The sequence below is a fragment of the Paenibacillus sp. SORGH_AS_0306 genome (assembly GCF_030819345.1).
Classification (GTDB): Bacteria; Bacillota; Bacilli; order Paenibacillales; family Paenibacillaceae; genus Saccharibacillus; species Saccharibacillus kyungheensis.
On sequence record NZ_JAUTBP010000001.1, the window covers coordinates 185,394 to 210,405 of the forward strand.

The following is a 25,012-nucleotide window of genomic DNA, read 5'->3' on the forward strand; positions in this document are numbered from 1 at the left end:
TCGGATAGATGCATCACCAGGTTTACGAGAGAGGTGGTATATTCTTCCGAATATATGAAAACAAAAAACCTTGAGATTTTGATTGCTGATGACAATGACATTAACCGGTATGTGTTAATGGAAATGTTGAGAAAATTAGGGCATAAAGTCAAAGGGGCAAAGCATGGTAAAGAAGCTGTACAACTAGCTACTCAATATTCATATGATATGATATTTATGGATTTGCGTATGCCCGAATTGGGTGGGATCGAAGCTGTACAACAAATTCGATCTTCTATTTCAGAACATGAGAAACAGCCTTATATTATTGCTTGTTCTACAGATCTTCTGAATGTAGATTTACTTTCAGAATCTAAAATGAACGCCTATATCAGTAAACCTTTGCGAAAAAGAGTGATTGAAGAAGCGCTTAGCGATTGGGAAGATTTACGATAAAAGATGATATGTCTACAACAAAAAGAACAACCCGATTAAAGGGCTGTTCTTTTTTTGATGCTTTTCATTGTAGTGCCTATTAGAGAGTGGAAAAGGTGTGACGGTGACGAGGAGATAGTTGGTCATTTAATAGACGCATCTGTTCCATATGCAAAATGGTATATGCTATATCTTCTTCCATCGCTGCTACTGCTTTGATTTTTTCAGGTAGCGTATTGAAAATGTGTTCTTTATTCGCTTTGGGTTCATATAATTTAAGGTACATCATGCGAATAACAGACCAGCTTTTAATGGATTGGGTAAATGCAGCACGAATACATTGCATATTGACCTGTTCTAGATCTGCTCGATATTCTACAAATTTCAAAAATTGCATTCGTGACTGAACAATATACAACAATTCAAGATGCAATTTGTTCGCAGCACCTGGATTGAATTGGTTCATTTCCATCACAGCAAGTTGATACCATTGCTCAAATTGATCTGCAAATACGCGCATAGCTTCAAAAATAGAGTATGTTTGCGGTTGGAGCCCTAGATTTGTTTTGGCGATATTCAGTAATACAAGATCCATATCTGTATCTTCTAAATCTAACGTAGAAGTACGAGGAGAGAATGTCATGATCTCATTCATAAATCCCTGACTAAAGTCAGCTACACTTTGAGTATAGTTGTGCGTCATATAAGAAACGTCTGTGCAAGCAAACATATCGGTTTGTGGATCATAGTTTACGATAATAAAAAAGTGTTTGTTATGCAGAGCATGATAATTGTCAGGGAACCAAGGACAGGCGAAGGAGTCACATTTGACCAATACCGGTCTGCCAGCTTCCAGTTCCTGATAAATAGTGCTCAATGCATCAGGTAAAGAAATCTCGCGATGTAACGTATAATCAGTATTAGCATATTTCAAAATATCTTCATACGTATAGGATTCATGACCAAGTAAATCATACGAAAATGGATCTGTTCCAAATTGAGAAAAAGTCCATGAATGGGCAAAAGCTTGTAAATAATCATCACCAAAATAAGACACAGCGGTAGCGATATTTCCGTTAAAACAAGACCAATCAAATCCAGATAACGGTTTCAAATCAAGCAAGTTGGAAAAGGGAGGCATATATCGTTCGCTCCTTATCTTCATATAGGTAGAGTAAAAATAGCTTATGTATGTTGTCTATCATACTACTGCCAGATATAAGACACAAATTAACCAATAAGAATTGACATTCAAAATCAGTATATGGTATATAAAAGGTAGCGATTAGCACTCGTATTGCCTGAGTGCTAAAAAAAGCAGAATCGAAGGGAGACTTACTTTTCATGACTACCAAGCAATTTAAAGCGGAATCCAAACGATTATTAGAAATGATGATTAACTCGATCTATACGCAAAAGGAAATCTTTTTGCGCGAATTAATCTCCAATGCAAGTGATGCGATTGATAAAATTTACTATAAAGCATTAACAGATGATTCGTTAACATTCCACAAAGAAGATTATTATATCAAAGTCTCTGCGGACAAAGCGGCTAGAACGTTAACGATTGCAGATACAGGGATTGGTATGACTGAAGAAGACCTTGAAAATAATCTAGGGATTATTGCAAAAAGTGGCTCGCTTGCTTTCAAAAAAGAAAATGAAGCGAAAGATGGTCACAATATTATCGGTCAATTCGGTGTAGGCTTCTATGCGGCATTTATGGTGGCAGATGAAGTGACTGTCATCAGTAAGGCACTAGGAAGCGATCAAGCGTTCCAATGGCATTCTGAAGGTACTGAGGGCTATTCTATTACTCCAACAGACAAAGATACAGTAGGTACAATCATTACACTCAAAATCAAAGAAAATACAGAAGATGATCAATACGATGAGTATTTGGAAGAATACCGTTTGAAAGCGGTCATCAAAAAGTATTCTGATTTTATCCGTTATCCAATCAAAATGGATATCAGCGGTAGTCGTCCTGTTGAAAATGATAACGCAGACGAAAATGCAGAGCCAGAATATGTAGAATATACTGAAGAGCAAACAGTAAATAGCATGATTCCAATCTGGCGCAAAAACAAAAGCGAATTAATCGATGCTGATTATGAGAACTTTTATAACGAAAAACGGTATGGCTTCGATAAACCGCTAAAACATGTGCATATTAGCGCAGATGGTGCAGTGGTCTATAATGCAATTCTATTTATTCCTGAAAATACACCGTTTGATTATTACACGAAAGAGTATGAAAAAGGTCTAGAATTGTACTCTAATGGCGTATTGATTATGGATAAATGTAGCGATTTATTACCAGATTACTTTAGCTTTGTGAAAGGGATGGTCGATTCTGAAGACCTGTCTCTTAATATTTCACGCGAAATGCTACAGCACGATCGTCAATTGAAATTGATCGCTAAAAATATCAAAAACAAAATTAAAGGTCAATTGCAGTCGATGCTTAAAGATGAGCGTGAAAACTATGAGAAGTTCTACCAATCATTTGGCAGACAATTAAAATTCGGCGTGTACAACGAATACGGTATGCACAAAGAAGACCTACAAGATATTCTATTGTTCGCTTCTTCACATGAGAAAAAATTAGTGACACTCGATGAATATGTATCCAGAATGCCAGAAGATCAGAAGTTCATCTACTATGCAGCAGGTGAATCGATCGAACGTATAGAGAAATTACCGCAAACCGAAATGGTTTCTGATAAAGGATATGAAATTCTATACTTTACTGACGATATCGATGAATTTGCTATTAAAATGATTAATACGTACAAAGATAAAGCGTTCAAATCTGTATCTAGTGGCGATCTAGGTATTGAGCCAGACGAAAAAGATCAAACGACAGAAGCTGAAGAAAACGAAAATAAAGATTTGTTTGAAGCGATGAAAGCAACTTTGGCAGGTAAAGTATCCAATGTTAAAGCATCCAAACGTCTAAGATCACATCCTGTCTGCTTGTCTACAGAAGGCGAACTATCGATTGAAATGGAGAAAATCCTTCAAGCGATGCCAGATGGTGGCGGCGTAAAAGCAGATAAAGTACTGGAAATTAACGTTAATCATGATGTTTTCCAATCACTTAAAAATGCACTGGAAAATGATAAAGATAAGCTGAACCTGTATACAAACTTGTTATACAATCAAGCTTTGTTAATCGAAGGTCTGCCGGTACAAGATCCAGTAGAATTTACGAACGATATTTGTAAAGTGATGGTTTAAATTCAATAGTTAATCTATAAAATATAAAAGCACAAAAAAACTCCTTAATCATAAGGAGTTTTTTTTGCGCTTTTATTCGTCAATAAACGACAAAATAATATTTTTTACAACAAATGGTGGATTTGCTATACATATTTAAATTAGTACTACCGACATATAATTATAGTTAAATTTGAAGCTAATGTATTGCTAAAGTCTTAATTGATCAAAATTTAAGCTGCTAAGTCATTAGTTTGAATAACGATATACCTCAAAATCCTAATTAGATAAACATCATAGATAGAGGTTGGTGATATGAAGTAATACACAATCAGGCATTACTACTAATAAAAACTAAAAAACTTTCAGAGGGGTTTATTGAATATGAAGAATCTAAGTGTTCGTACCAAAATTGTAATTTTAATTATTATTAATCTACTATTATTGCTTGCTTTAGGCTTTAACGGTACGACTTCAACAAAACAAATGTCTAATATTGCAACAGATATGTACGAGAAAAATATGAAACCTGTGATGGCTATGGATCAGATTATTATTAATTATAGTAACAATGCCAAACGCCTATTAATACTTACGCGTACAACAGATATGACGGAAAGAGAAACATTGATAAAAGAAGTGGCTACAACAGCTTCGGATACAGGCAAACAATACGAATTGCTTAAACAAACGACTCTTAGTCCTGAAAATCAGCAAAATTTAGCCAATCTTACAGAAACAAATGTAGCATTTTCAGACGCTCGGCAGAATATTTTAGATGCAGTAGGTGCAGGCGATCTTACGACTGCTCAGTCAAATTACACTGATTTAGAAAATACACGTATTACTTTGAATAAATATTTAGATACTTTGCGTACCAGTATGGTAAATGAAGCTAATCAAAGTAAAGTTACAGCTGATAATACGTATAGTCGGTCTACTATAGTTATGGTTACTTTTATTATTATTGGATTGCTCGTGTCTTTGTTGGTCGGCTTATGGATTGCATTACTTATTTCTCGTCCATTACGTAAAGTTCAACAATTGATGAATCAAGCGGCTCAAGGGGATCTTACAGCAGCAGCAGATTACCAGGCAAAAGATGAAATCGGTCAGGTGGCTACCGCTTTTAATACGCTTATAGCAAGTATGCGTAAAATTATTAAAAGTGTAGATGAAAGTGCAATGACGCTGTCTGCATCTTCGGAAGAGTTAACTGCTAGTGCAGAGCAAACAGCACAGGCTTCTTCTCATATTGCTACGTCTTCTGGCGAATTAGCAACTGGCTTTACCTCCCAGACGCAAACAGTTATTCAAGTGACAGATTCAGTAAATGGAATGGCACGTCAGATGAATCAAATCTCTCATACGAGCCAACAAGTGGGCGAAATGACCGAAAACATGCAACAAACTGCTGAAAAAGGAATTGATGAAGTACGAGATATTACCAATCGTATTGAACAATTATCAAGCGATATTCATTCTACATTAAATGTGCTTACGAATCTAAATGCGAAATCAGAGCAGATTGGATTTGCTTCTTCCGCTATTCAGCAGATCGCTCAACAAACCAATCTATTAGCACTTAACGCTTCTATTGAAGCGGCGCGTGCAGGTGATGCTGGACGAGGATTTGCCGTAGTTGCTGATGAAATCCGTAAACTGGCTGAAAGTTCAGCTAGCTCTTCCACTACAATTACTAGCTTAATCAAAGATGTACAACAAGAAAGTCAAAGTGCTGTCGACAAAGCAAAAGGTTCTGTACACAGTGTTCAAGCTAGTATTGATGGAGGACAACGGGTCACAGTTGCATTTGAAGCGATTCAGCAATCTATTAATACAACTGTCCAACAAACCAATTCAACAAATACGTTAATCAATAATGCCACGCAAGAGACTCAAAAAGTGGCCGAAGCAATGGAACATTTAAGTGCACTATCACAGCAAGGTTCTGCGGGTATTGATGAAATGAATGCGGCTAGTGAAGAACAGTTATCTACGATGGAAGATGTAGCTTCATCTGCTCGTCATCTATCACAGTTAGCAGAAGAATTACAACAATTGATCGCTTTCTGCAAAGTATAATTTTTCACTGGATCAGGTATACTATCTTTATATCGTACAACGGTAATTAGCAAATATAACAATCAATAGAGCCACGACCTTCTCACATTGTTTCGAGAAAAGGTTGTGGCTTTATGTTAAGATCATGAAGAAGTGGAAGCAACTAGAATATAATAAAGTGATATTTCAGATGGAGGAGATTACGATGCAATTAAAAGAAGTATTTACCCATATCGAAAAGAAAGCCGAACTACATTCATACATAGAACAGATTCCAGCCAAATATAAAAAGACCCAAAAAGCGTATCTAGCGGCATTGGTGAAATTAAGTTATCTCTTATATATCACTCAAAGCGATCAGAAGCCACAGATCAAAGAGTTGCTGGGGGAGCTATCACAGATTCCTTTTGAAGAAAATTATGATTACTGGACATGGGTAGAACATGCATTGGTTCTTCAAGCCCGTATCGCTCGTGAAGAAGAACAGCAAGCAGTATATGATCAATCGATGCAATTGATAGAAGATGCGCTCAATACTGGCGAAGAAGCGGTAGTGAAAGTTAAACATAATGTGCAAGCCCGGTTCGTCAAAGGAGAAACGCTAAGTACCCAAACGATAGATGCAGCTATCAAGAAAAATGATACCTCTATGGAATGTGAGCAACGGATATTGTATGTGATGAAGCTTTTCAAAATCAAAGAATTAGGCGCTCAACCTCCTTATACAGATGAGAAAGTAGAGCAAGAAAGTACAGAATATATGAAGCGAATTAACGAGATTGTGGAGCAAGTCGGTATCGAGAAGGTGGAACCTTTCAAATGAAGATACGCTATTTATTTCAGAACGATGAGCGAGATATACCATCCAGTGAAATGGGTATAAACGATTGGTTGAAAAGAATTGTAATCATAGCGATATTAGGTAATATTGCTTCTTATATTTGGTTGGTGCTCACAGCAACAGCTAATTTTCAAAGAGGTCTGGATTTGATAGGGACTGTAGTGGTCGTCATGTATGGCACTATTTCGATAATGACATTATTGTTTACGATCATTTTTTTGGTGAGTAATACTCTTTCCAAAGGTCTGGTTAGTAATACGGTATTTATTTCGTGCACAGTGGTTTTATTAGCTTTGAGTGTAAGTCAATTTAAAGCTATTGAACCTGCCGGTTGGCTAACGGAACGAATCGAAACGCATGAACTGGTCACAACATCAGATCAGCAATATCAGTACCGATTAGAATTGGTCAATACATTCCAGAGTAATGAAAAAGTGAGATTGTATCTCAAAGATATACATACAGGTAAAGAATTTAAAATTAATCTTGCTATTGATTTGGGCGATGCTTATATCATTCAATCAAGTGATAAGAGATGGGTCAATATGGAATCAACCGATCAACCACATCGATATATTATGACGATAAATGATGTACTCAGCATCCCGAAAGATACTTTTTTAATAGATACTAGACAAGGAACTTCGACCTTAATAGCACAAGAGAAAGAAATCAATTATGAGTGATTTACATATTTTAAAATGGAATGAATTTGTAAATAAAGAATGGAGAAATATACTATGATGAAATGGTTTAAAGGAATATGGGCAGTCGTTGCTATTATAAATATAGTATGTTTTGTGGCTATGATTTTAATACATACAGATCATTTTCAACATATACTTTTTCTTGATGGAGTTATTTTAGCTTTTATTGTAGGGATTCCTTCACTTGGGTTGTTGATAATGAGTATAGGTGGCATATTTCTCAAAAAAGAAGGTGCTTCTGGGCTACCCGGTTATATTGCAGGGAGTATTATAATGTTCTTATTATTGCTTTTGTCCAGAGCTTATTTTGCTACGTTTAGTTAAAATTATATAAAAACAAAAAACCTTCCAACTCTGCCGATGCAGATAAGAAGGTTTTTTTGTTTTGTATGCTCTATTTATCTCAACTCTAGCTACATTTGATCTACATCGAAGCATACTTTACAATCATCGCTTCGCGTGTCTGTTCATCATAAGCAATCCATAATTCATCGCCTACTTCGACACCGTATACAGGTTCGATCGATTGTTCCAATACATACTCTGCATCACCACGCTGAACAGTAATACGTGCAAGTGGACGCTCTCCGGTAGTGCCGTTGAATTCAACAGCGATTACTTTGGCGCTCCCTTGCTTGCCTTGCATCAGGCGGAGATCACGCTGGAATTCATGTTGTTTTACAGTGACAGGAAGTTGATTACCGACAGACAATGCTAATTGTAACGGTACAAATTGACTGCTCACTTTCTGAATGCGTTGATTGTTTTGGGATACCAGTACTTCCATGAGCATCAATTGACGCTGATGAATTTGCACAGCAAAAGGTTGAATCGATATAATTTCACCTTGTAAAGTGAGTTCATCTTTTTTGTTCAGGTCAGTCAATACGCCATAACTGAGTAGACGTGTCATACCTGCAATTTGGATCAGATTGGCTTTGTCCCATAGACGGTATTGAAATCCATGTGGTTGTACTACCGGAACAGAATAAGTCTGACCATCCAACTCAAAATGTAACAATAAAGCTTGTCCACGATTGACTTGCTCATACGTATCTATTTTTTGCAGAACTGCATTGTACAATATGTGAGATTGAGGTTGCGCCGGAACATCTTCGGTTGTTAAAAAAATAGCAGTCTGCTTACGGCGATCATAGCTGATCATCGCTGAGTCACCGATCGAAGGCATCTGTAAATAAGAAACCACTTTTTTGATATTCACTTTGCGTAATACACCTTCATCTTCAAATTGCACTGTAAATCGTACTTGAGGCTGTTCATTAATAAACGTTCCCGTTTCAGCACGAGCTATAATAGTCGCTTGAGTCACTACTCCTTTTTGGAGCTGTTTGGTTTTGCGTCTACGCAACATGAAGTGAATTACGAACGGAATGACTAACAAAAGAAAAGGGATAATCAACCAGATAATTAAATTGAATACAATCGGCCCGCCTTCCAAAAGATACGCCAGAAATCCTTGCCATGACTTTTGCTTAGCAGGATCACTTGCTTGCCATTGCTCGACTTCAGCGTTGGTGATCTGAGAGATAGAACCATCTTGTGGATTGAACCAACCTGCGGAATTATCGGTCTCTGAATAATACAGTGGTGTAGTTGTATTTTCTTTATAAAAGGTGAAATTATCATTCGTAATCTGATCGTATGTTTTGTTCGTAAGCAGTGGAGAGATATCTGTAAATTGTTTAGTTTTTTCATTATAGATATAACCGATTAATTTGCCATCTGCTTCATCTTTGGTTGTCGAACCGGTTACCAGTGCTTCCTCATCATTAAGCAACAATATCTGGGCTTGATAGACAGGTTGGGGAGTAGGAAGTAATGCGCCTAATTGATCTGTTGTTTGATTATAAAAACGTACTTGCTTCGGATAATCGCTTTCTACTTGTAGCAAACGGGTAGGGTCTGCTTGGAAATGTTGTACAAATTGTTGCTCAGCTTGTTCTTCTGCTTCATAGCCAACTAAATCAGCCTGAGGAAGATATACAGCAGGGCGATGTTGCTTATCCAAAATGCCACTGATATAAGCAGAACGCCCATCTTTCAGCGTAGCCACCAGCATCGGAATCGCTACATCACTTTCAAAGCTATTATGAGTGTCATCTATATTCGTCGGTCTAGCAGGTAAGACAGAACTGTCACTTAGGTCTATCGAGTGTAGTTGTCCATTCTGTATTTCTGAGAGCCCTGCTTTGCTCTGCTTTGTCCAACCATCATTGACCAGGACAAGGCGGTTGCGCCACATATATGTACTATTTCTCAAATAATCATTGATGATAATCGAATGATTGCTGAGTTCTTTACTATTGCCTGTTGCATCGATCGCATGGACAGATAACCTATCATTATTATCTTTTGTTGCAACAATCAATTGCTTATTCTGATAAGCAGCAGCGATGTCTTTGAATATATTGGAGGCAAGAGGAATATCGTTTTCCAGTTGATGATTGCTGGTATTGTAGATCATTCCTTGCAGACCTTGTTCGCCATCCGCAATACTGATTAATTTTTGACCTTTATCCAAATAAAAGACGTTATGTACAGCAGCCGGATTGTTTCGTGCTTCTTCTATTCCACCCGCATAATCATTCCACGCAATAATGCTGATCACGACTAAAGGAATTAAATAAATCAACAAACCTATTTTTCGCATTACTTTATATCTCCTATCCGTAGCCTGTAATATCGACCTCAACATATCAATATCCAATTTAACATAAGTAACTATTGTTTTTCCAGTTGGTGATATGTGGCAGGGTTTGTTACAATAGACTAAAGAAGCATAGGGATGTCTGTATGCACAGGCAGATTTATGTATTACATCTAACGGAGTGATATTTTGGCTAATGCAAAAAGCAAAGGTGGAACAGGTCGCGGGACGGGGAAAAAAGGTTGGAATCGCTGGCAAGCTAGCGCTAAAAAAACCAAAAGTGCACCTAAACCTTATGCAACCAGAGCAGACAAAGACAAAAAAGGCAATTCCAAGTCTACACCTACCACTAAAAGTACAGATTAACTGTTATTTTCAGCGAAATGTCTTTCAATCGCTATAGAAGCTGAATTATAATAAAGAGTAACGGGATTTGAAAATAGAAGGGGATTGAATGTTTTGACAGAAGAATCACAGTTCGAAAGTACGTCATTTGAATTACCAGAAAATTATGAAGAATTAAAAAAAGCGGCTCACCGCAAATCCAATTGGCAGGAGCGTCTAAACGCTGTCAATGAATTAGGACAATACAACCATCAGCCGATTATTGATCTGCTTACGCATATGATGAATAATGATCCAGTATACGCTGTTCAAGATGCAGCATACAAGCAATTGCGAGGTCTGGGACAAGATGTGCAACAACCATCCAAAACCAAGCCTGAATTGTTCAAAGGATTAACCAAAACATTAATTCGTATCAAAAAGAGCTTGCCGAAAGACCATAGCTTTGAAGATTTCAAAGTGAAATTGCACAAAATGCGTGCGGATATCTATAACACGTATGAAGGCGAAAAAGGCGAAGAGTTCGACAACTGGTTAAAAGCAAAATGGGAATCTTACGACACCAAGTAAGATCATCCAATCAGCACCAACATCTACTCCCTAATCCAACTATCAGGAGGAATTACCCTATGGCTATCGAAATGAGTATCCAGAACACACCTAACCCGAACGCGGTCAAAATCAATGCCAATCAACATATTTTTGAAGGTCCAGCTAGTACTTCACTCAAAGCAGGAGATAGCACAGACCATCCATTAGCAAGCGCATTGATCAGTATCGACGGTGTTGATAATATTTTTGGGATGCGTGATTTTGTAACGATAAGTAAATTACCTGATGCAAGCTGGGATGATATTATTCCACAAGTAGAAGCAGCTTTTGAGAACGCTGAATAATTGTAGCTTATAAAGTGGATTGAAGTGTTACCCGAAAAGAAGAGCAAAGTGCTCTTCTTTTTTTTATATTACAGTCCGTCAGCGAATATCAAATTAAGGAATACAAGTGAATGTTGCTCATATTCCTGCTACAATATGCACAGGTTTATTTTTACAAATCATTATAATTATACGATCAATGAAGGAGAATGATATCATGGGGATTTTTGATAAATTTCGTAAACCTAAAGAAGAATCCACTTCAACGTCAGCATACGATCATATTGTTCCTATGCCAACAGCCATACCTGATCAACAAGAAGTACCAATGGTACTGGGGTTTGCATTACTAAGCAGTGAGACCTGTGATTGGTCATCATTTATTGATAATCTACATAAAGATGCTGAAATTACGATTGAAAATCAACCCAATGAAGAAAATATCGTATTTGAAGTAGAAGGAATGCAGGTAGTGGTCGCTCATATGCCTGCACCGATACCTAATCGTGAAGTGGAAGAATGCTGTAAATATAATTTGTTGTGGCCAGAAGCAGAGCAAGTGGTAGCTACTCATCGTTCTCATGTTATTGTCAGTGTATCCGGTGCACCTAATCCAATTGCAGCGCATTTGTTATTTACACAAGTAGTCAGTAGCATGATGCAGCTCAACGAAGCATTAGCTTTTTATATGGCTCCGATGGTCGTATCTGCTGAAAGTTATGTAGAAAGTGCACAAATGCTCAAAGAAGGAGAACTACCTGTACAATTATGGGTATTTATCGGATTGTATCAAAATGAACAAGGTCGTTGTTCTTATACAAGAGGGCTTGAACGTTTTGGCAAATACGAGATCGAAGTGATTCATTCCGAACATTCGTTAAGTGAGGTATTTGAATTTACGATGATGGTGGTCGACTATGTTATTAGTTATAACGTCTCATTAGAACAGGGCGAGACAATAGGTTTCTCAGAAGAGCAACGCCTATCGCTGACTGTATCTCAAGGCATAGCTGTAGAGAATGATAGCATTAAGGTTGGTTATTGATATAAATCATTACAGACATAACCTCATAGGTACACTATTGTATAGAAGCAGTATAACGATGCCGCTCTTATAATAGGTATAAGTATGATGTAAGACAACGACTATCTTAGTAGATAGTCGTTTTTTATTTGCTTCTATTTATAAGAAGGTAACTAGAGTGTATTAATCGATCCAACTGTATATAGCCTAAGATACGAATAAGCATTATAGAATTGCGCATTACAAGATACGCGATAGCTTACGATAAGCACGCGGAGGAATGCCTTCACTTTTACGGAAAATACGGCTGAAATAATGGATATCAGCATAACCTACTTGTCGTCCAATTTCTTCAATCGATGCGTCTGTCTCTTGTAATAATCGCCTTGCTTCACGATGACGGAGCATTTGAATATATTCGCCCGGAGGCATACCTGCCATTTTTTTAAATACTTTGATCATATGATCTTCATTCATATTGAGTTCTTCAGCTAATAGACGATTATTCCAATGATTCTCGGGATGCTGTTCGATCATATTCATCATTTCCAAAATACGATCTCCATGCACAGGTTGGTTGGTGTGATGGTACGATTTTTGAGAGCGTAGCAGTAGACCTAGAATCTGTAACAAAATCGCTTTGCAGATAAGTAAATAACCTGGAGAACGCATCGTAAATTCATGCACCAGTTGTTCGATTAATTGTACACATGATGGAGTAGGGATATATAACCAACGGGTAGATAAAGGAGCAAATCCTTCTGCTATCGCTTCAGTAGCAAATTTACTTTCGGTAATTTTGTGTGGCTGTACGATTAAATCTTCTTCACGCACAATATGAAGCTCATGGAAAAAGTCAAAGTGAATCCCGATAAATTGTGCACTAGGGGTAGAAGTGACTTCATTGCGGTGATATGCCCCTGCTGGAATAAATAATAAATGCCCTGTCGGAATCACAATACGTTGCTCTGCTACATGAGTTACAGCTTCTCCTTTGCGTACATATAACAGTTCAAAGTCATAAATCATTCGTTTGTTCAATGTACCTGTAGGTAACTTCTGATACTGTGCGTAATGAATATTAGGAGACCATTGTTCTATAGGAGCAAGACGTTGTTTGCGATACTTTTCTAGAGAAAATAAACCGGAATTGTCCAAAAAAACCTCTCCTTTTCCTAAATCTATTTCATTTTATTGCTGATAGAATAACGTTAATTAAGCGAGAGATCAATACATTTATCACTTTGAAATGTTATACGGAATCTATATCTATAGGAGGCGGTTTTGTGAAAAAAGGAATTAATATCTGGTCATTTGCAGACAACTATAGTATCGCAGAATGTGCCAGTATCGCAAGTGATGCCGGATTTACTGGAATCGAATTATCGTTACAAGCAGAAGGTGAACTGGCATTAGATAGTTCTGAATCAGAGCTGATTGCAATTCGCAACACTGTTATCGATCAAGGATTAGAGATTAGTGGATTAGCTACAGGGCTATACTGGGAATATTCGATGACCAGTGACGATCAGAAGATTCGTCAGCATGCGATCGATATCTGCCGTAAACAGTTAGAAGTAGCCGCCGCACTAGAAGTGGATGCGATTCTAGTGATTCCCGGAGGTGTAGGGGTCGATTTTATCCCTGATTATCCTGTCGTTGCTTATGATCTTGCATATGAACGCGCCTTAGAAGCGATAAGCCAATTATCTACAGAAGCGCAATCAGTTGGTGTGCATATCGGAATCGAAAATGTATGGAATAAGTTTTTACTGTCACCGCTTGAAATGAAATCTTTTTTGGATGATATTCATTCAGCGTATGTCGGTGCTTATTTTGACGTGGGTAATGTAGTCTACTCCGGTTATCCAGAGCATTGGATTCGTATTTTAGGAGAGCGAATCAAAAAAGTACATTTTAAAGATTATCGCCGTGAGGTAGGTGGGCTAGCAGGCTTTGTAGATTTGTTAGCAGGTGATGTGAATTATCCGGCTGTTGTTAATGCTCTGCGCGAGATTGGCTATACCAACTATGTCACTGCGGAGATGATTCCAGCTTACAAATACTATTCGAACCAGTTAATTTATAACACGTCGCATGCTATGGATAGTATTTTGGGATAAAGGAGGCATCTACAATGGTAAAAGTAGGATTAGTGGGATTTGGATTTATGGGGCATATGCATTTAGAAAATTATATTCGTCTGGCAAAAGAAGGATTAGATGTGCAATTAGTAGCGATCTGTGATGTGCGAATTGAAGAGTTACAGCATACAAGAGTAACCGGAAATATAGCGACAGATACAGATACTACCGAGATTGATCTATCTGCGTATCATTTGTACGACAATCTGGAAACGATGCTGTTGCACGAGCAGTTAGACGTTATCGATCTTACATTACCAACATACTTACATGCTCCTATCGCTTGTGATCTGCTATCTCGTGGATATAATGTGTTTTGTGAAAAGCCGATGGCTATAAGCGCATCTGCCGGGCAACAGATGGTGGAAGCGGCACAAGCTCACCAGAAGCAGTTGATGATCGGGCAATGTCTACGCTTCTGGCCAGCATATGAATATTTGCGAGAAATAGTGATGAATCAGACATTGGGTCAGGTGATCAGCGGTTCTTTTTTTCGCGGTGGAGAGACGCCTAAAGGTTGGTTTGTCCAAAAAGAGCGCAGTGGTGGAGCGATGCTTGATATGCATATTCATGATGTCGATATTATTCAATGGATATTCGGTGTACCCGAAGCGGTGTCTTCGTTAGCACGTAATGTTGTACCGGGTAGTGGGTATGATATTGTATCGACTAATTATATATATCCAGATGGCAAAGTGATCAATGCTCAAGCAGATTGGACACTACAAGGGGATTATGGATTTGCGATGACGTATCGTGTGAATTTGGAACACGGTAATCTTGTATTTGAGCAAGGGAGCGTACAGGTGAATCCTAATGATAGCGAAGGATATACCGCTCAATTGTCATCAGATATGGGATATTATCGTCAGTTACGTTATTTTGTAGAACGATTGCTAGATGGTCAACCGATGTCACAAGCTACACCTGAAAGTACACTGATATCGGTACAACTGGTAGAAGCGGAAATATTATCTGCTAATCGTGCAGGTGAAAAAGTAAACGTTCCTGTAACCACAATCTAATTCAGCGATAACTTGAATAGCTTCATTATATATAGATAGGTCAGAACTATATTCAGATCACTTTGTCGATAAAGTGATCTGAATATAGTTTTTTTATTTGCAAGTATATACCAAATTTTGAATATCATAATTTGAATTGTAGTGTATAATCATAAAGCCCAAATGAATATAAAGGAGTCGTGTATGAATACAGAACAGTCACAGCCATTTGTTCTACGCCAGAGTCTACTGTGGATCATGGCGATTGCTTCAGGGTTAGCTGTTGCTAACTTATATTATAAATCAGCCACTGCTTGCAGATATGGCGACTTCCTTCGGAATTAGTCGTGATAAAGCAGGGTATATCTCTACTTTTACACAGATTGGATATGCACTTGGTATGTTGTTATTTGTCCCATTGGGAGATATTAGAGAGCGACGTAAGCTGATCTCAACACTGCTTATTTTGGTTACGATCTCGCTATTAGGTGCGGCGGCTTCCACTCATATTGTTTGGATGTATATTGCCAGTTTTGCGATAGGACTGACAACGGTAGTTCCACAGATTTTAGTTCCTTTTTCAGCGCAATTGGCTACACCGGAACAGCGGGGCAAAGTGATCGGGACAGTCATGAGTGGATTGTTATTCGGTATTTTGCTCGCTCGCACGATCTCAGGATTGATCGGCGGGACATGGGGCTGGCGCTGGATGTATGGGATAGCGGCGATAATGATGTTTGTCCTATTTCTAGTGTTACGACGCAAATTGCCACATGTAGAACCGTTGATGAAATCAACATACTCTGAGTTGTTAATATCTATTGGTGGATTGATCCGACAGTATGCGGTGTTGCGTGAAGGGGCATTGATCGGAGCGCTCAATTTTGCTTCCTTTAGTGTATTCTGGACATCGCTTAGCTTCTATCTGGAAGGAGAACCTTATCATTATAGTAGCCAGATTGCAGGGCTGTTCGGATTGGTAGGTGTCGTCGGTGCATTAGGTGCTCCTATTGTTGGACGCATTGCGGATCGGATACAACCCAAATGGATTATCGGCGCGATGATTGTGGTGACATTGATTTCATTTGTCTTTTTCGGCTGGTTAGGGGGTACATTGATCGGTCTGATGATCGGAATCGTATTACTGGATCTAGGCGTACAAGGAGCCCAAGTCTCCAATCAGGCTCGAATCTATGCGCTCAATGATAGTGCTCGCAGTCGCCTGAATACGGTACTGATGGTCAGTACATTTGTAGGTGGAGCGATCGGTTCTTCGGTGAGTAGCTATATGTGGAAAATCGGCGGTTGGAGTGCTGTGAGTCTATCCGGTGGAGTCTTTATGCTGTTATCGCTGATCGTCTGGAGTATCGCTAGATGGAGAAAACAATAATGAAATCAAACAAAGAAGCAGATCATTCCCGATGGGAAAATGCTGCTTCTTTGATTTGTAGATGAACAATAATTTATGTACGATCTTCAGTTAGATACGTTTTAACCGAAGGATGCTTATAATGAGCAAATTGTTCCAGTATTCCTTCAGGAGTGGTGTCGACAATCACCATTTCACGATATTTTTGTTGCATAAATTGTTGATTTGTCATTTGGTCAAATAAAGTGATCAAAGGATCATAATAGTGCTCTATATTCATTAGACCACAAGGCTTTTTATGTAATCCTAGTTGTGCCCATGTAAAGATTTCAAAATATTCTTCCATTGTACCAGCACCACCAGGTAAAACGATAAATCCATCAGACATTTCTGCCATTTTGGCTTTGCGTTCATGCATAGAGTCTACAATAATCAATTCAGTCAAATGGTTATGGGCAATTTCACGATTTTGAAGAAAATGAGGTAATATACCAATGACTGTACCGCCTTTTTCTAAAACAGCATCAGCTACTGCACCCATCAATCCGACAGTAGCGCCGCCATAGACAAGTGTAATCTTACGCTTAGCTAGTTCATGACCTAAAGCTATTGCATGTTCTCGATAGCTAGGCAAAGCTCCATCACTTGAACCGCAAAATATAGCTATACTTTTCATTTTATAATCGCTCCTTTTTTCATCTGAACATAATTTAGTTGTCAATATAGCATAAAGTAAACAGAAAATGAATAGAATATTATATCTATTCGCATTCCTGATACAACTATAAAAAAAGCTCTCTCCTACATTAATAGGAAAGAGCTTTTTTTCATTATATTTACTTGTCAGCTTATTTAAATTCAACAGACTCGTGCATACTATTCCATGCGGCTTGACCTACAATACCGAGTCTCCAGATTGAGATGCCTTTTAGATCGTAGCGCTTCGCTAGACCGATTTTGGAATTGACTGAATCTGCATTTTCACTACCTAATGAAATACCTAGAATAAGTTTGTTTTTATTGATCTGTTTTAACGCTAATGAGATCGCTTCATCGACTTTGGCAAGTGGTTCAGGGCTTTTCTCTTTATCATACGCATACGCCATAATAATAATATCGTCTGCTAACGTGCCTAATGTGCGATAATCGTAGCCTTGATACGAGCTGTTAAGCGGGTGGAGCACTACAGTTAATTTAAGATTTTTTTGATGAGCTTGAGTGGCTATATTTTGGATAAATGCATTATAATCTTTTTGCGCTTGAAGCTTGTCTCCGGTTAATCCTAATCCTTCAAAATCAAGTACTATTCCTTTAAATCCTTTTTGACTAGCTGTATCTACAATACCTTTGATCGTTTGTTGTTGTAATGTTGGATTTTCCAAATTCTTAGTTAATTCTCCATGTCCATCAACAGCATAGACCATGAGATAAGGAGAAGTGCCTTGTGTAGTGGTATTCTGAATAATCGATTCCGGTGTATCAGCTCCTGCAGATTGAGGCCAGCGATATTCTTTGCCTGTATCCGCAATCGTGAATTTGCCATTTAGATCAATTCGACTCCAACCAAATGCCATCGTATCAAAATCAGGAATCATTGCACGCTCATCATACGAAGATAAAGCGTAAAATCCCATCGTATACAAATCTTCTTGTGGTGAAGTGATCGAGACCGTTTTGGAGGCTTGATCCCATTTCACACCTGCTCCAAATTGCTGACTGAAAAAGCTAAGCGGAATCATCGTATTGTTGCTAATCGTCTGTGGTGCCAGAGCCAATGTAACGTTTTTGCCGTCGACTGTTGCTTGGGTACTTCCCATAGTTAAAATTACTTTTTTGGTAGTTGAAGCTTCTTTTTTAGTAGCTGTAATCGTTTTGGAAGTTTGATTCCATTGAACATCAATACCAAGTGCTTCAGAGATAGCGCGGAACGGAACCATCGTTGTTCCTTTAATAGCTACAGGTTGAACCGGAAAAGGCAAAGCATATCCATCTAACATAATACTCACTCCACCACTGGTAGCAGCTTGAGCAACTGAAGATGTCCAAGATAAAGCAGGTGTAACCAGACTACCCATCAACAAAGTACTACATAAAGTTAGTTTGACGATCGTTTTCAACTATATTCCTCCTAGTATATATCGCTATGTATACAAATGATTCCAATCTACGCGTAACCTGTATTCACCTCATATTCAGTATCTTTATAACTTTAGTTATTTTACCAAATAAAGTAATTATATACTATATTTTTTGCTACATTACAGATTGCATTTGGACTTGTTACTATTTTTATACTATAATTTTGTCAAATCTATATCATATTTGAATATTCTTACTCTCTATTATCTATATCGATCCACACAACAATAGATGGAGGCATCTTATGATTGCTATTGATTTGAATGGTAAAACAGCATTAGTCACAGGAGCTACAGGTCAGCTAGGAAGAGTAATGGCACGTACACTGGCTCAGAGTGGGGCTGATGTGATACTTCACTATTTTCGTAATCAGGAACAAGCTCTTGTATTGCAACAAGAATTAGAGCAATTAGGACGTTCTGTGTTTATTATTCAAGCAGATATAGGGCAATTAGCAGATGTGATAGAAATGCGTGATACATTATCGACAAATTTCAAGATGCCTGATATTGTTGTAGGTAATGCTGTTTCTCAATATGAGTGGACATCCATATTGGAACAGAATATGCAGGATTATGTAGATCAATTTCAGACTACTGTTCTTCAGGCTGTTCATCTATCCAAAGTATTTGTTCCTCATATGATCCAGCAACAATATGGAAGAATGATAGGAATTAATACCGAATGTGCGATGCAAAATGAACCTACACAATCCGCTTATGTCGCTGGTAAACGTGGAATGGATGGAATTTATCGTATTCTGGCAAAAGAAATAGGGGAACACCAGATTACAGTGAATCAAGTTGCACCCGGTTGGACATTAAGTGAGCGTGATCTAGGAGTAGACAGTTCTGATCGACAAGATAGTGCCTATATTCAGCATGTCCCTTTGCAACGCAGAGGAACAGATCAAGAAATTGCTAATGTAGTCGCTTTTTTGGCTTCTGATCTTGCTAGTTATATTACAGGAGCGTATATTCCAGTAACCGGGGGAAATGTGATGCCTGCTATTTAAATAGTACGCTGAGCATCTGTTGATGATATATACATCCAGAGTAACTCTATTTTTCGAAAGGGTATAACCGTATTGCTTGAGAAAAATAGTGAGATATGATAAAAATAATACACAAACAAGCACATTAAATGATGAACAACTGACTCCGAAAATACGCATCTAAGATCAATGGTTTAATAAGCTGGTTATAGATATTAGTGTCGATTAGAATGTGGGTCTTGATCATCGTTTACTTATATTTACTGAGTATGACTAGATATAAATAAGAATGATCGGTAATGATTCAGACATGATAATGCGCTGTAATTAGGCCGAAGAACGGGTAGAGATACCTTTTCTTCGGTCTATTTTTATTTAGGTTAATTGCATGTATAAACAAAGATTGTATGGTTAAAATGATGTCTTTTATATTGAACGTCCATGATGTGTTATAGCTTTGAAAAACGATATAAACGAAGCATCAATGTACCCGAATCTAGTGAATAGATTGGGATATTATACTGGGAGTGTAGTCATTGAATCGTAAAAAAATAATTAACCAAGCAACGAGTTATACTACAAAATTATTAAGAAATCGCTTTGGTAAGGGACCTGAAGCGGTATCGATTTATTTATGTGAACAATGTATTGTTCTACATCTCAAAAATTTTTTGAGTCCAGTCGAGAAATTTTTACTCAGTCAAGAAAAAGAACAAGCTTTTCGATATACACGTGAACTAATTATGAAATCGATGTTACCTGAACTTAGAAATTTTTTCACGCAACAATTAGATTTGAAAGTGGTTGACCTTTATTATGATTGGGGGATGTATAATGCTTCAGGTGTGATCGTAGGATTACTCGATTATGATCTTTATAGCCATTCCGAAGATTATAAAGGGAAAGAGCAGTTACATGAGTATATTATGAAAGCCACTACCGAATTGCAAAAACCACCTACATGGATTGACTCTTGGTGGATCAATTCCAAAACGTTATTTATTCTTCGTAAAGGGACAACGATTCTGCTTGAAAAAGAATTGATCAGTATGGGGTATGAACACATGTTGCGAATGACCAAAGGAAAGATCGAAAAAGCGCTTTTGGAACAAGAAACGAATCTGGAACCCCTTTTCAACAAAAAGATCGCTGATCTGTATGTAGATTGGAGTTTTGAGAACGATCATAGTATGATTATGTACACTTTCGAAGAATAACGAAATAAGGTAGTTGTTCAGAACGTAAAATGATATAATACCCTAGCGAGGTCATTGTTAATCTTTTTTTTACGATTTTATTTGGTATCGTTATAACTATATAAATGAAATAAAAATATAATCATTACAGAATATGCACATTTGAGTTTATTGTATTGTAATCTTTACGCTCCATGTGAATAATAAAGCAAAATGGAGTATATTCGTATGGAGGCAGAGTTATGCAGTACAATGAATCAGTGAGTCAAGCAACCAGTTTTGTTAATAAAATGCTAAGAAAGCGTTTTGGTAAAGGCCCGGAATCGGTACATATTGTTCTATCCGATCGGTGCATTTTGATTCATCTGCGGAATTTTTTGAGTCCTGTAGAAGAATTTCTATTAAGCCAGGAAGAAGAACAAGCTTTTCGTTATACTCGCGAATTGATTATGAAATCGATGTTACCTGAACTGAGAGTGTTTTTAAATGAACACCTGAATTTAGAGGTAACCGATATGTACTATGATTGGGGTAGACACAATTCTTCCGGCGTAATCGCTGGCTTGTTCGGTTCTAGCTGGATGGAGACAGAAGATTATGAAGGAAAAAATGAGATTCATCGTCAAGTGATGAAGGTCACCGCTGAAGTTCAAAAAACGCCTGCTTTTATCGACTCCTGGTGGGTTCATCCAAGATTGTTAATCATCTTTCGAAAGGGTATAACCATACTCCTTGAAAAAGAATTAATAGATTTGGGTTATGAGAATATATTGAAATCGACAAAACGTAAATTAGAAAAACGGCTGTTGGAACAGCATGTGGATCTAGAAGAAATTCTTCAAAAAAAATTAGTCGATTTGTATGCTGATTGGAATTTTGAACGTGATCAGAGTATGGTTGTGTACGTGTTTGAAGAATAACCATTCTCCACTATATAAGTATACGGTCATAATACAGACATTATATATGCGCTGAGATTAAGCCGAAAAAAAGGTAGTTCTACCTTTTTTTCGGCTTTTTCTTTTTTCGGAAAGGAAGGATCCTATGGAACACAAGAACATCAAAATTCTGTATATTGAAGATGATGGAGTGAATATGTTACTGATGCGTCACTTATTTAAAAAGAAGTTACCCTCGGTAGAATTATTAGAAGCTTCCACGATTCAAGAAGGAATTGGTCTGGCGATCAAGGTACAACCTTTTTTGATATTGTCTGATATTCATTTTTTGGGAATGAACGGCTTTGAAGGAATTACTCAATTAAAAGCAGATCCTCGTACATCTATGATTCCGGTCTGGGCAATCAGTGCTTTTGTACTGGAAGAAGATATTCGAAAAGGCAAAGACGCTGGATTTGAACAATATATTACGAAGCCTATCCATATCGGAAGGTTCTCCAAATTATTAGAAGCTTATATTGAACAAAAAACTTCTTAACATAGGCATCTATAATCGTTCTTCTTGTGATACAATACATAAGTCTATTTTAAGATTATTGTGAACAGGAAGGACATCCACATCTATGAAACAAACCCCGTTTATTGCTGTAGAGGGTGCTATCGGTGCTGGTAAAACAACACTTGCGACGATGCTAGCACAAGAAATGAATATCCCACTCATCAAAGAAATTGTAGAAGAAAATCCGTTTCTCGGTAAGTTTTATGAGAATATCGATGAATGGAGTTTTCAGTTGGAGATGTTTTTTCTCTGCAATCGTTACAAGCAATTGGAAGACACCGGACTTCAGTACATTGCCAATCACAAACCTGTGATTTCGGATTATCATATTTATAAAAATCTGATTTTTTCGGAACGTACACTGAAAGGTGTACAGCGGGATAAATACCGTCAAATCTACCATTTGTTAACGGATGATCTGCCAAAGCCTGATATTATTCTGTATATTCGTGCTGATCTAGAAACATTGTTGTATCGCATCAAAAAGCGAGAGCGTGTATTCGAACAATCGATGGACACTGCTTATTTGGAGCAATTAATTCTAGATTATGAAGAAGCGATGGCGTCGATTGCAATCAACGAACCATCGACACAGATTATTACGATTGATGGCAACTTGATTGATTTTGTGGAAAATAAGGAGCATTTCGCACAGATTGCTTCTGATCTAAAGGAGCTTATACATGAACGAATACAACATACCTGATAATGCTTTAATTACGATTGCTGGAACAGTAGGTGTCGGTAAATCGACTTTAACATCGGTGTTAGCCGAACGTTTGAATTTCAAAACGTCTTTAGAAAAAGTAGATCATAACCCGTACCTTGAAAAGTTTTACCATGATTTTGAACGGTGGAGCTTTCATTTGCAAATTTATTTTCTAGCAGAACGGTTTAAAGAGCAGAAAGCGATTTTTGAAGCAGGTGGCGGTTATGTTCAAGATCGCTCGATCTATGAAGATACCGGTATTTTTGCGAAAATGCACGCAGATAAAGGCACGATGTCTGTTACTGATTATGAGACGTATACCAGTCTTTTTGATGCGATGGTGATGACTCCTTATTTCCCGCATCCAGATGTATTGGTTTACTTGGAAGGCAGTCTACCTTCGATTCTTAACCGGATTGAACTGCGTGGTCGTCAGATGGAAATCGAGACAGAACGTTCCTACTGGGAACAAATGCATGGACGGTATTCGACATGGATTAATGAATTTACAGGATGCCCGGTATTGCGTCTGAATATCGATCAATACGATGTTCATGATCCAGCTTCAGTCGATTTTATTTTGCATGAAGTGGGTAAAGCGATTCAGTTGTCTCGTAGTAAAAACTTGAGTCAAGTGGAGCAAGCTTAATCTATCGTTATCGCTATTATAATGATCATGTATACAGCAAAGACTCTCCGCGGAGAGTCTTTTTTTGATGCAATATAAACGATAAATGGAACCATAATCTATATTTCTCCTCGATATCTACAGTGACGAAGACCAGAATACAGATGTATTTTCTGATTTTCCAGATTAAGATACAGTGTCGACAATGTCGTTCAGCTGAATTCTTCTGCGACATAACGAATGCACACAGTAGTAGACATTTTCGCGAGTGAGTAAACAAAGACTTTTTAACCTTTTTAAGAATCTGGATTAGACATAATACTGGATAACGATGTAAGTGCGGGTGTTAAGAAAGTGTCCGATTCTTTTCCTTCTGGAGCATGTGCACGGAAAATGTAAGTATCTTTGCTCTGCTGATCTTCCCAGACGATATAATCATGCACTCCTTTTTCATCAGACACTTGTAAAAGTAAATTTGCATTGAACATTGGGCCTTCTGCTAACTGGTCGCCTTTATACTCTTTGACTTCGCCATATTCTGTCAGTTCTTTTATTCCTTGATTACGCAACTCATCTAAGTTGGAACCAGAAGATACTTTTTCGATTTCGGCATAGTATTTCGGATTGTTCGTCGATTGAAGACGATGGGTTGCTGTGTCTAATGTATATCCATCAAACACGTATAATGAATAATCTTTACTCTTTGTAAGTGTAGCTTTTCGTGTATCATCCATTCCCATATTGAAAGACTTCGTAGGTTCACGTTCTACTACAGAAGCTGTTGCTTCGTCATCGGAAGATGCTGCACTGTCTGTTACTGTATTATCATCCACCTGTTGATTTTCTGTAGTGCTAGATATTGCTGGCGTCGCTTGTGAATCTGTAGCTGCTGGAGCGTTTGTTTGCTTTTGACAGGCCGTCATTGTAAGTGTAAGCAATAAGATAGAAGCTATAGCTAGACTTTGATTTGGTTTATTCATAAGAACACCTCCTCTAGTTAGACGAACTCAATGCAATAAATATTACCTTTATGATCTATTTTATACATTTAAGTTAAACCAAAAAGCATATCCACATCTTCTCATTATAAAAAGTGATAGGGATTATAAATGAAATGTAGATCTATAGAAGCCAATAAGCAGACATATAATAGTACTTATTTTGTATATCCCTTTATTCTGAAAATAGTGATTAATATGTTTCTTTGTCCA

General features: G+C 37.7%; 25 protein-coding genes. 19 read left to right on the top strand and 6 right to left on the bottom strand.

Annotation, left to right across the window (positions count from 1 at the left end; translation table 11 throughout):
- The first annotated feature begins 54 nt into the window (after positions 1-54).
- Complete coding sequence (locus QE450_RS00805) at positions 55-435, top strand: response regulator (protein ID WP_273614959.1); 381 nt, start codon at positions 55-57, stop codon at positions 433-435.
- Positions 436-514: 79 nt separating this feature from the next.
- Here QE450_RS00805 and QE450_RS00810 read toward each other — a convergent pair whose 3' ends face one another.
- Positions 515-1,555, bottom strand: a complete 1,041-nt coding sequence (locus tag QE450_RS00810; RefSeq protein ID WP_307295932.1) for a BtrH N-terminal domain-containing protein — start codon at positions 1,553-1,555, stop codon at positions 515-517.
- A gap of 203 nt (positions 1,556-1,758) precedes the next feature.
- Here QE450_RS00810 and htpG point away from each other — a divergent pair, with 203 nt between their 5' ends.
- From htpG to QE450_RS00835, 5 genes are all read left to right on the top strand, one after another.
- Positions 1,759-3,657 carry a molecular chaperone HtpG gene (gene htpG, locus QE450_RS00815; RefSeq protein WP_307295934.1) on the top strand — a complete coding sequence of 633 codons (1,899 nt, stop codon included), beginning with the start codon at positions 1,759-1,761 and terminating at the stop codon, positions 3,655-3,657.
- A 363-nt stretch (positions 3,658-4,020) separates the two neighbouring features.
- Positions 4,021-5,721, top strand: coding sequence for a methyl-accepting chemotaxis protein (locus QE450_RS00820; RefSeq protein ID WP_307295936.1), 1,701 nt, complete (start codon positions 4,021-4,023; stop codon positions 5,719-5,721).
- Between the two features lie 184 nt (positions 5,722-5,905).
- Positions 5,906-6,523: a DUF6707 family protein gene (locus QE450_RS00825; RefSeq protein ID WP_307295938.1), complete on the top strand. Its 618-nt coding sequence runs from the start codon at positions 5,906-5,908 to the stop codon at positions 6,521-6,523.
- The gene (locus tag QE450_RS00830; RefSeq protein ID WP_307295939.1) at positions 6,520-7,227 is read left to right on the top strand and encodes a hypothetical protein; all 708 of its coding nucleotides are present in this window, start codon (positions 6,520-6,522) and stop codon (positions 7,225-7,227) included. The genes QE450_RS00825 and QE450_RS00830 overlap by 4 nt, the downstream gene beginning before the upstream one ends.
- A gap of 54 nt (positions 7,228-7,281) precedes the next feature.
- On the top strand, positions 7,282-7,572 hold the full coding sequence (locus QE450_RS00835) for a hypothetical protein (RefSeq protein ID WP_307295940.1): 291 nt from the start codon (positions 7,282-7,284) through the stop codon (positions 7,570-7,572).
- Positions 7,573-7,672: 100 nt separating this feature from the next.
- Here the strand turns inward: QE450_RS00835 and QE450_RS00840 are convergent, their stop codons facing one another.
- Positions 7,673-9,919, bottom strand: coding sequence for a hypothetical protein (locus QE450_RS00840; protein WP_307295943.1), 2,247 nt, complete (start codon positions 9,917-9,919; stop codon positions 7,673-7,675).
- Between the two features lie 186 nt (positions 9,920-10,105).
- Between QE450_RS00840 and QE450_RS00845 the strand changes: the two genes are divergently transcribed.
- From QE450_RS00845 to QE450_RS00860, 4 genes are all read left to right on the top strand, one after another.
- Entirely contained in the window at positions 10,106-10,282 is a 177-nt protein-coding gene (locus QE450_RS00845; protein ID WP_069326814.1) for a DUF3934 family protein, read from the top strand.
- A gap of 93 nt (positions 10,283-10,375) precedes the next feature.
- Positions 10,376-10,831 (top strand): HEAT repeat domain-containing protein, encoded by a 456-nt coding sequence (locus QE450_RS00850; RefSeq protein ID WP_273614969.1) that lies wholly within the window; start codon positions 10,376-10,378, stop codon positions 10,829-10,831.
- Between the two features lie 59 nt (positions 10,832-10,890).
- Positions 10,891-11,157 (top strand): NifU N-terminal domain-containing protein, encoded by a 267-nt coding sequence (locus QE450_RS00855; protein WP_069326812.1) that lies wholly within the window; start codon positions 10,891-10,893, stop codon positions 11,155-11,157.
- A 196-nt stretch (positions 11,158-11,353) separates the two neighbouring features.
- Positions 11,354-12,181 carry a DUF4261 domain-containing protein gene (locus tag QE450_RS00860; RefSeq protein ID WP_274170895.1) on the top strand — a complete coding sequence of 276 codons (828 nt, stop codon included), beginning with the start codon at positions 11,354-11,356 and terminating at the stop codon, positions 12,179-12,181.
- A 219-nt stretch (positions 12,182-12,400) separates the two neighbouring features.
- Here the strand turns inward: QE450_RS00860 and QE450_RS00865 are convergent, their stop codons facing one another.
- Entirely contained in the window at positions 12,401-13,318 is a 918-nt protein-coding gene (locus tag QE450_RS00865; RefSeq protein ID WP_307295957.1) for an AraC family transcriptional regulator, read from the bottom strand.
- Between the two features lie 128 nt (positions 13,319-13,446).
- Between QE450_RS00865 and QE450_RS00870 the strand changes: the two genes are divergently transcribed.
- The 3 genes from QE450_RS00870 to QE450_RS00880 all read left to right on the top strand — a co-directional run bounded on the left by QE450_RS00870 (position 13,447) and on the right by QE450_RS00880 (position 16,698).
- Complete coding sequence (locus QE450_RS00870; protein ID WP_274170893.1) at positions 13,447-14,283, top strand: sugar phosphate isomerase/epimerase family protein; 837 nt, start codon at positions 13,447-13,449, stop codon at positions 14,281-14,283.
- Between the two features lie 14 nt (positions 14,284-14,297).
- Positions 14,298-15,329 carry a Gfo/Idh/MocA family protein gene (locus QE450_RS00875; protein ID WP_307295962.1) on the top strand — a complete coding sequence of 344 codons (1,032 nt, stop codon included), beginning with the start codon at positions 14,298-14,300 and terminating at the stop codon, positions 15,327-15,329.
- 262 nt (positions 15,330-15,591) lie between these two features.
- Positions 15,592-16,698, top strand: coding sequence for an MFS transporter (locus tag QE450_RS00880; RefSeq protein WP_307295965.1), 1,107 nt, complete (start codon positions 15,592-15,594; stop codon positions 16,696-16,698).
- Positions 16,699-16,771: 73 nt separating this feature from the next.
- Here QE450_RS00880 and QE450_RS00885 read toward each other — a convergent pair whose 3' ends face one another.
- Together QE450_RS00885 and QE450_RS00890 are read right to left on the bottom strand one after the other, a co-directional pair.
- Positions 16,772-17,353, bottom strand: a complete 582-nt coding sequence (locus QE450_RS00885; RefSeq protein ID WP_307295968.1) for an LOG family protein — start codon at positions 17,351-17,353, stop codon at positions 16,772-16,774.
- Positions 17,354-17,525: 172 nt separating this feature from the next.
- A complete protein-coding gene (locus QE450_RS00890) occupies positions 17,526-18,794 on the bottom strand; it encodes a stalk domain-containing protein (protein WP_373461896.1) in 1,269 nt (422 codons plus the stop codon).
- Between the two features lie 266 nt (positions 18,795-19,060).
- On the opposite strand from QE450_RS00890, the gene QE450_RS00895 reads away from it, so the two are divergent.
- The 6 genes from QE450_RS00895 (at position 19,061) to QE450_RS00920 (ending at position 23,822) form a co-directional block, all read left to right on the top strand.
- Positions 19,061-19,831 (top strand): SDR family NAD(P)-dependent oxidoreductase, encoded by a 771-nt coding sequence (locus QE450_RS00895; RefSeq protein ID WP_307295970.1) that lies wholly within the window; start codon positions 19,061-19,063, stop codon positions 19,829-19,831.
- Positions 19,832-20,346: 515 nt separating this feature from the next.
- The gene (locus QE450_RS00900; protein ID WP_307295973.1) at positions 20,347-21,027 is read left to right on the top strand and encodes a Na-translocating system protein MpsC family protein; all 681 of its coding nucleotides are present in this window, start codon (positions 20,347-20,349) and stop codon (positions 21,025-21,027) included.
- 221 nt (positions 21,028-21,248) lie between these two features.
- Complete coding sequence (locus QE450_RS00905) at positions 21,249-21,926, top strand: Na-translocating system protein MpsC family protein (protein WP_273614978.1); 678 nt, start codon at positions 21,249-21,251, stop codon at positions 21,924-21,926.
- A gap of 124 nt (positions 21,927-22,050) precedes the next feature.
- Positions 22,051-22,443, top strand: coding sequence for a response regulator (locus QE450_RS00910; protein WP_273614979.1), 393 nt, complete (start codon positions 22,051-22,053; stop codon positions 22,441-22,443).
- A gap of 85 nt (positions 22,444-22,528) precedes the next feature.
- Entirely contained in the window at positions 22,529-23,170 is a 642-nt protein-coding gene (locus QE450_RS00915) for a deoxynucleoside kinase (protein ID WP_274170886.1), read from the top strand.
- Entirely contained in the window at positions 23,148-23,822 is a 675-nt protein-coding gene (locus tag QE450_RS00920; protein WP_273614981.1) for a deoxynucleoside kinase, read from the top strand. Before QE450_RS00915 ends, QE450_RS00920 begins: the two co-directional genes overlap by 23 nt.
- A 275-nt stretch (positions 23,823-24,097) precedes the next feature.
- Here the strand turns inward: QE450_RS00920 and QE450_RS00925 are convergent, their stop codons facing one another.
- Complete coding sequence (locus QE450_RS00925; RefSeq protein ID WP_307295978.1) at positions 24,098-24,781, bottom strand: hypothetical protein; 684 nt, start codon at positions 24,779-24,781, stop codon at positions 24,098-24,100.
- Positions 24,782-25,012 lie beyond the last annotated feature (231 nt).

Coding starts and splice junctions, on each gene's coding strand:
- QE450_RS00920 (WP_273614981.1), top strand. CDS start 23,148: ATGAACGAATACAACATACCTGATAATGCTTTAATTACGATTGCTGGA.
- QE450_RS00905 (WP_273614978.1), top strand. CDS start 21,249: ATGCAGTACAATGAATCAGTGAGTCAAGCAACCAGTTTTGTTAATAAA.
- QE450_RS00915 (WP_274170886.1), top strand. CDS start 22,529: ATGAAACAAACCCCGTTTATTGCTGTAGAGGGTGCTATCGGTGCTGGT.
- QE450_RS00820 (WP_307295936.1), top strand. CDS start 4,021: ATGAAGAATCTAAGTGTTCGTACCAAAATTGTAATTTTAATTATTATT.
- QE450_RS00855 (WP_069326812.1), top strand. CDS start 10,891: ATGGCTATCGAAATGAGTATCCAGAACACACCTAACCCGAACGCGGTC.
- htpG (WP_307295934.1), top strand. CDS start 1,759: ATGACTACCAAGCAATTTAAAGCGGAATCCAAACGATTATTAGAAATG.
- QE450_RS00885 (WP_307295968.1), bottom strand. CDS start 17,353: ATGAAAAGTATAGCTATATTTTGCGGTTCAAGTGATGGAGCTTTGCCT.
- QE450_RS00925 (WP_307295978.1), bottom strand. CDS start 24,781: ATGAATAAACCAAATCAAAGTCTAGCTATAGCTTCTATCTTATTGCTT.
- QE450_RS00805 (WP_273614959.1), top strand. CDS start 55: ATGAAAACAAAAAACCTTGAGATTTTGATTGCTGATGACAATGACATT.
- QE450_RS00840 (WP_307295943.1), bottom strand. CDS start 9,919: ATGCGAAAAATAGGTTTGTTGATTTATTTAATTCCTTTAGTCGTGATC.
- QE450_RS00895 (WP_307295970.1), top strand. CDS start 19,061: ATGATTGCTATTGATTTGAATGGTAAAACAGCATTAGTCACAGGAGCT.
- QE450_RS00810 (WP_307295932.1), bottom strand. CDS start 1,555: ATGCCTCCCTTTTCCAACTTGCTTGATTTGAAACCGTTATCTGGATTT.
- QE450_RS00835 (WP_307295940.1), top strand. CDS start 7,282: ATGATGAAATGGTTTAAAGGAATATGGGCAGTCGTTGCTATTATAAAT.
- QE450_RS00910 (WP_273614979.1), top strand. CDS start 22,051: ATGGAACACAAGAACATCAAAATTCTGTATATTGAAGATGATGGAGTG.
- QE450_RS00825 (WP_307295938.1), top strand. CDS start 5,906: ATGCAATTAAAAGAAGTATTTACCCATATCGAAAAGAAAGCCGAACTA.
- QE450_RS00875 (WP_307295962.1), top strand. CDS start 14,298: ATGGTAAAAGTAGGATTAGTGGGATTTGGATTTATGGGGCATATGCAT.
- QE450_RS00830 (WP_307295939.1), top strand. CDS start 6,520: ATGAAGATACGCTATTTATTTCAGAACGATGAGCGAGATATACCATCC.
- QE450_RS00860 (WP_274170895.1), top strand. CDS start 11,354: ATGGGGATTTTTGATAAATTTCGTAAACCTAAAGAAGAATCCACTTCA.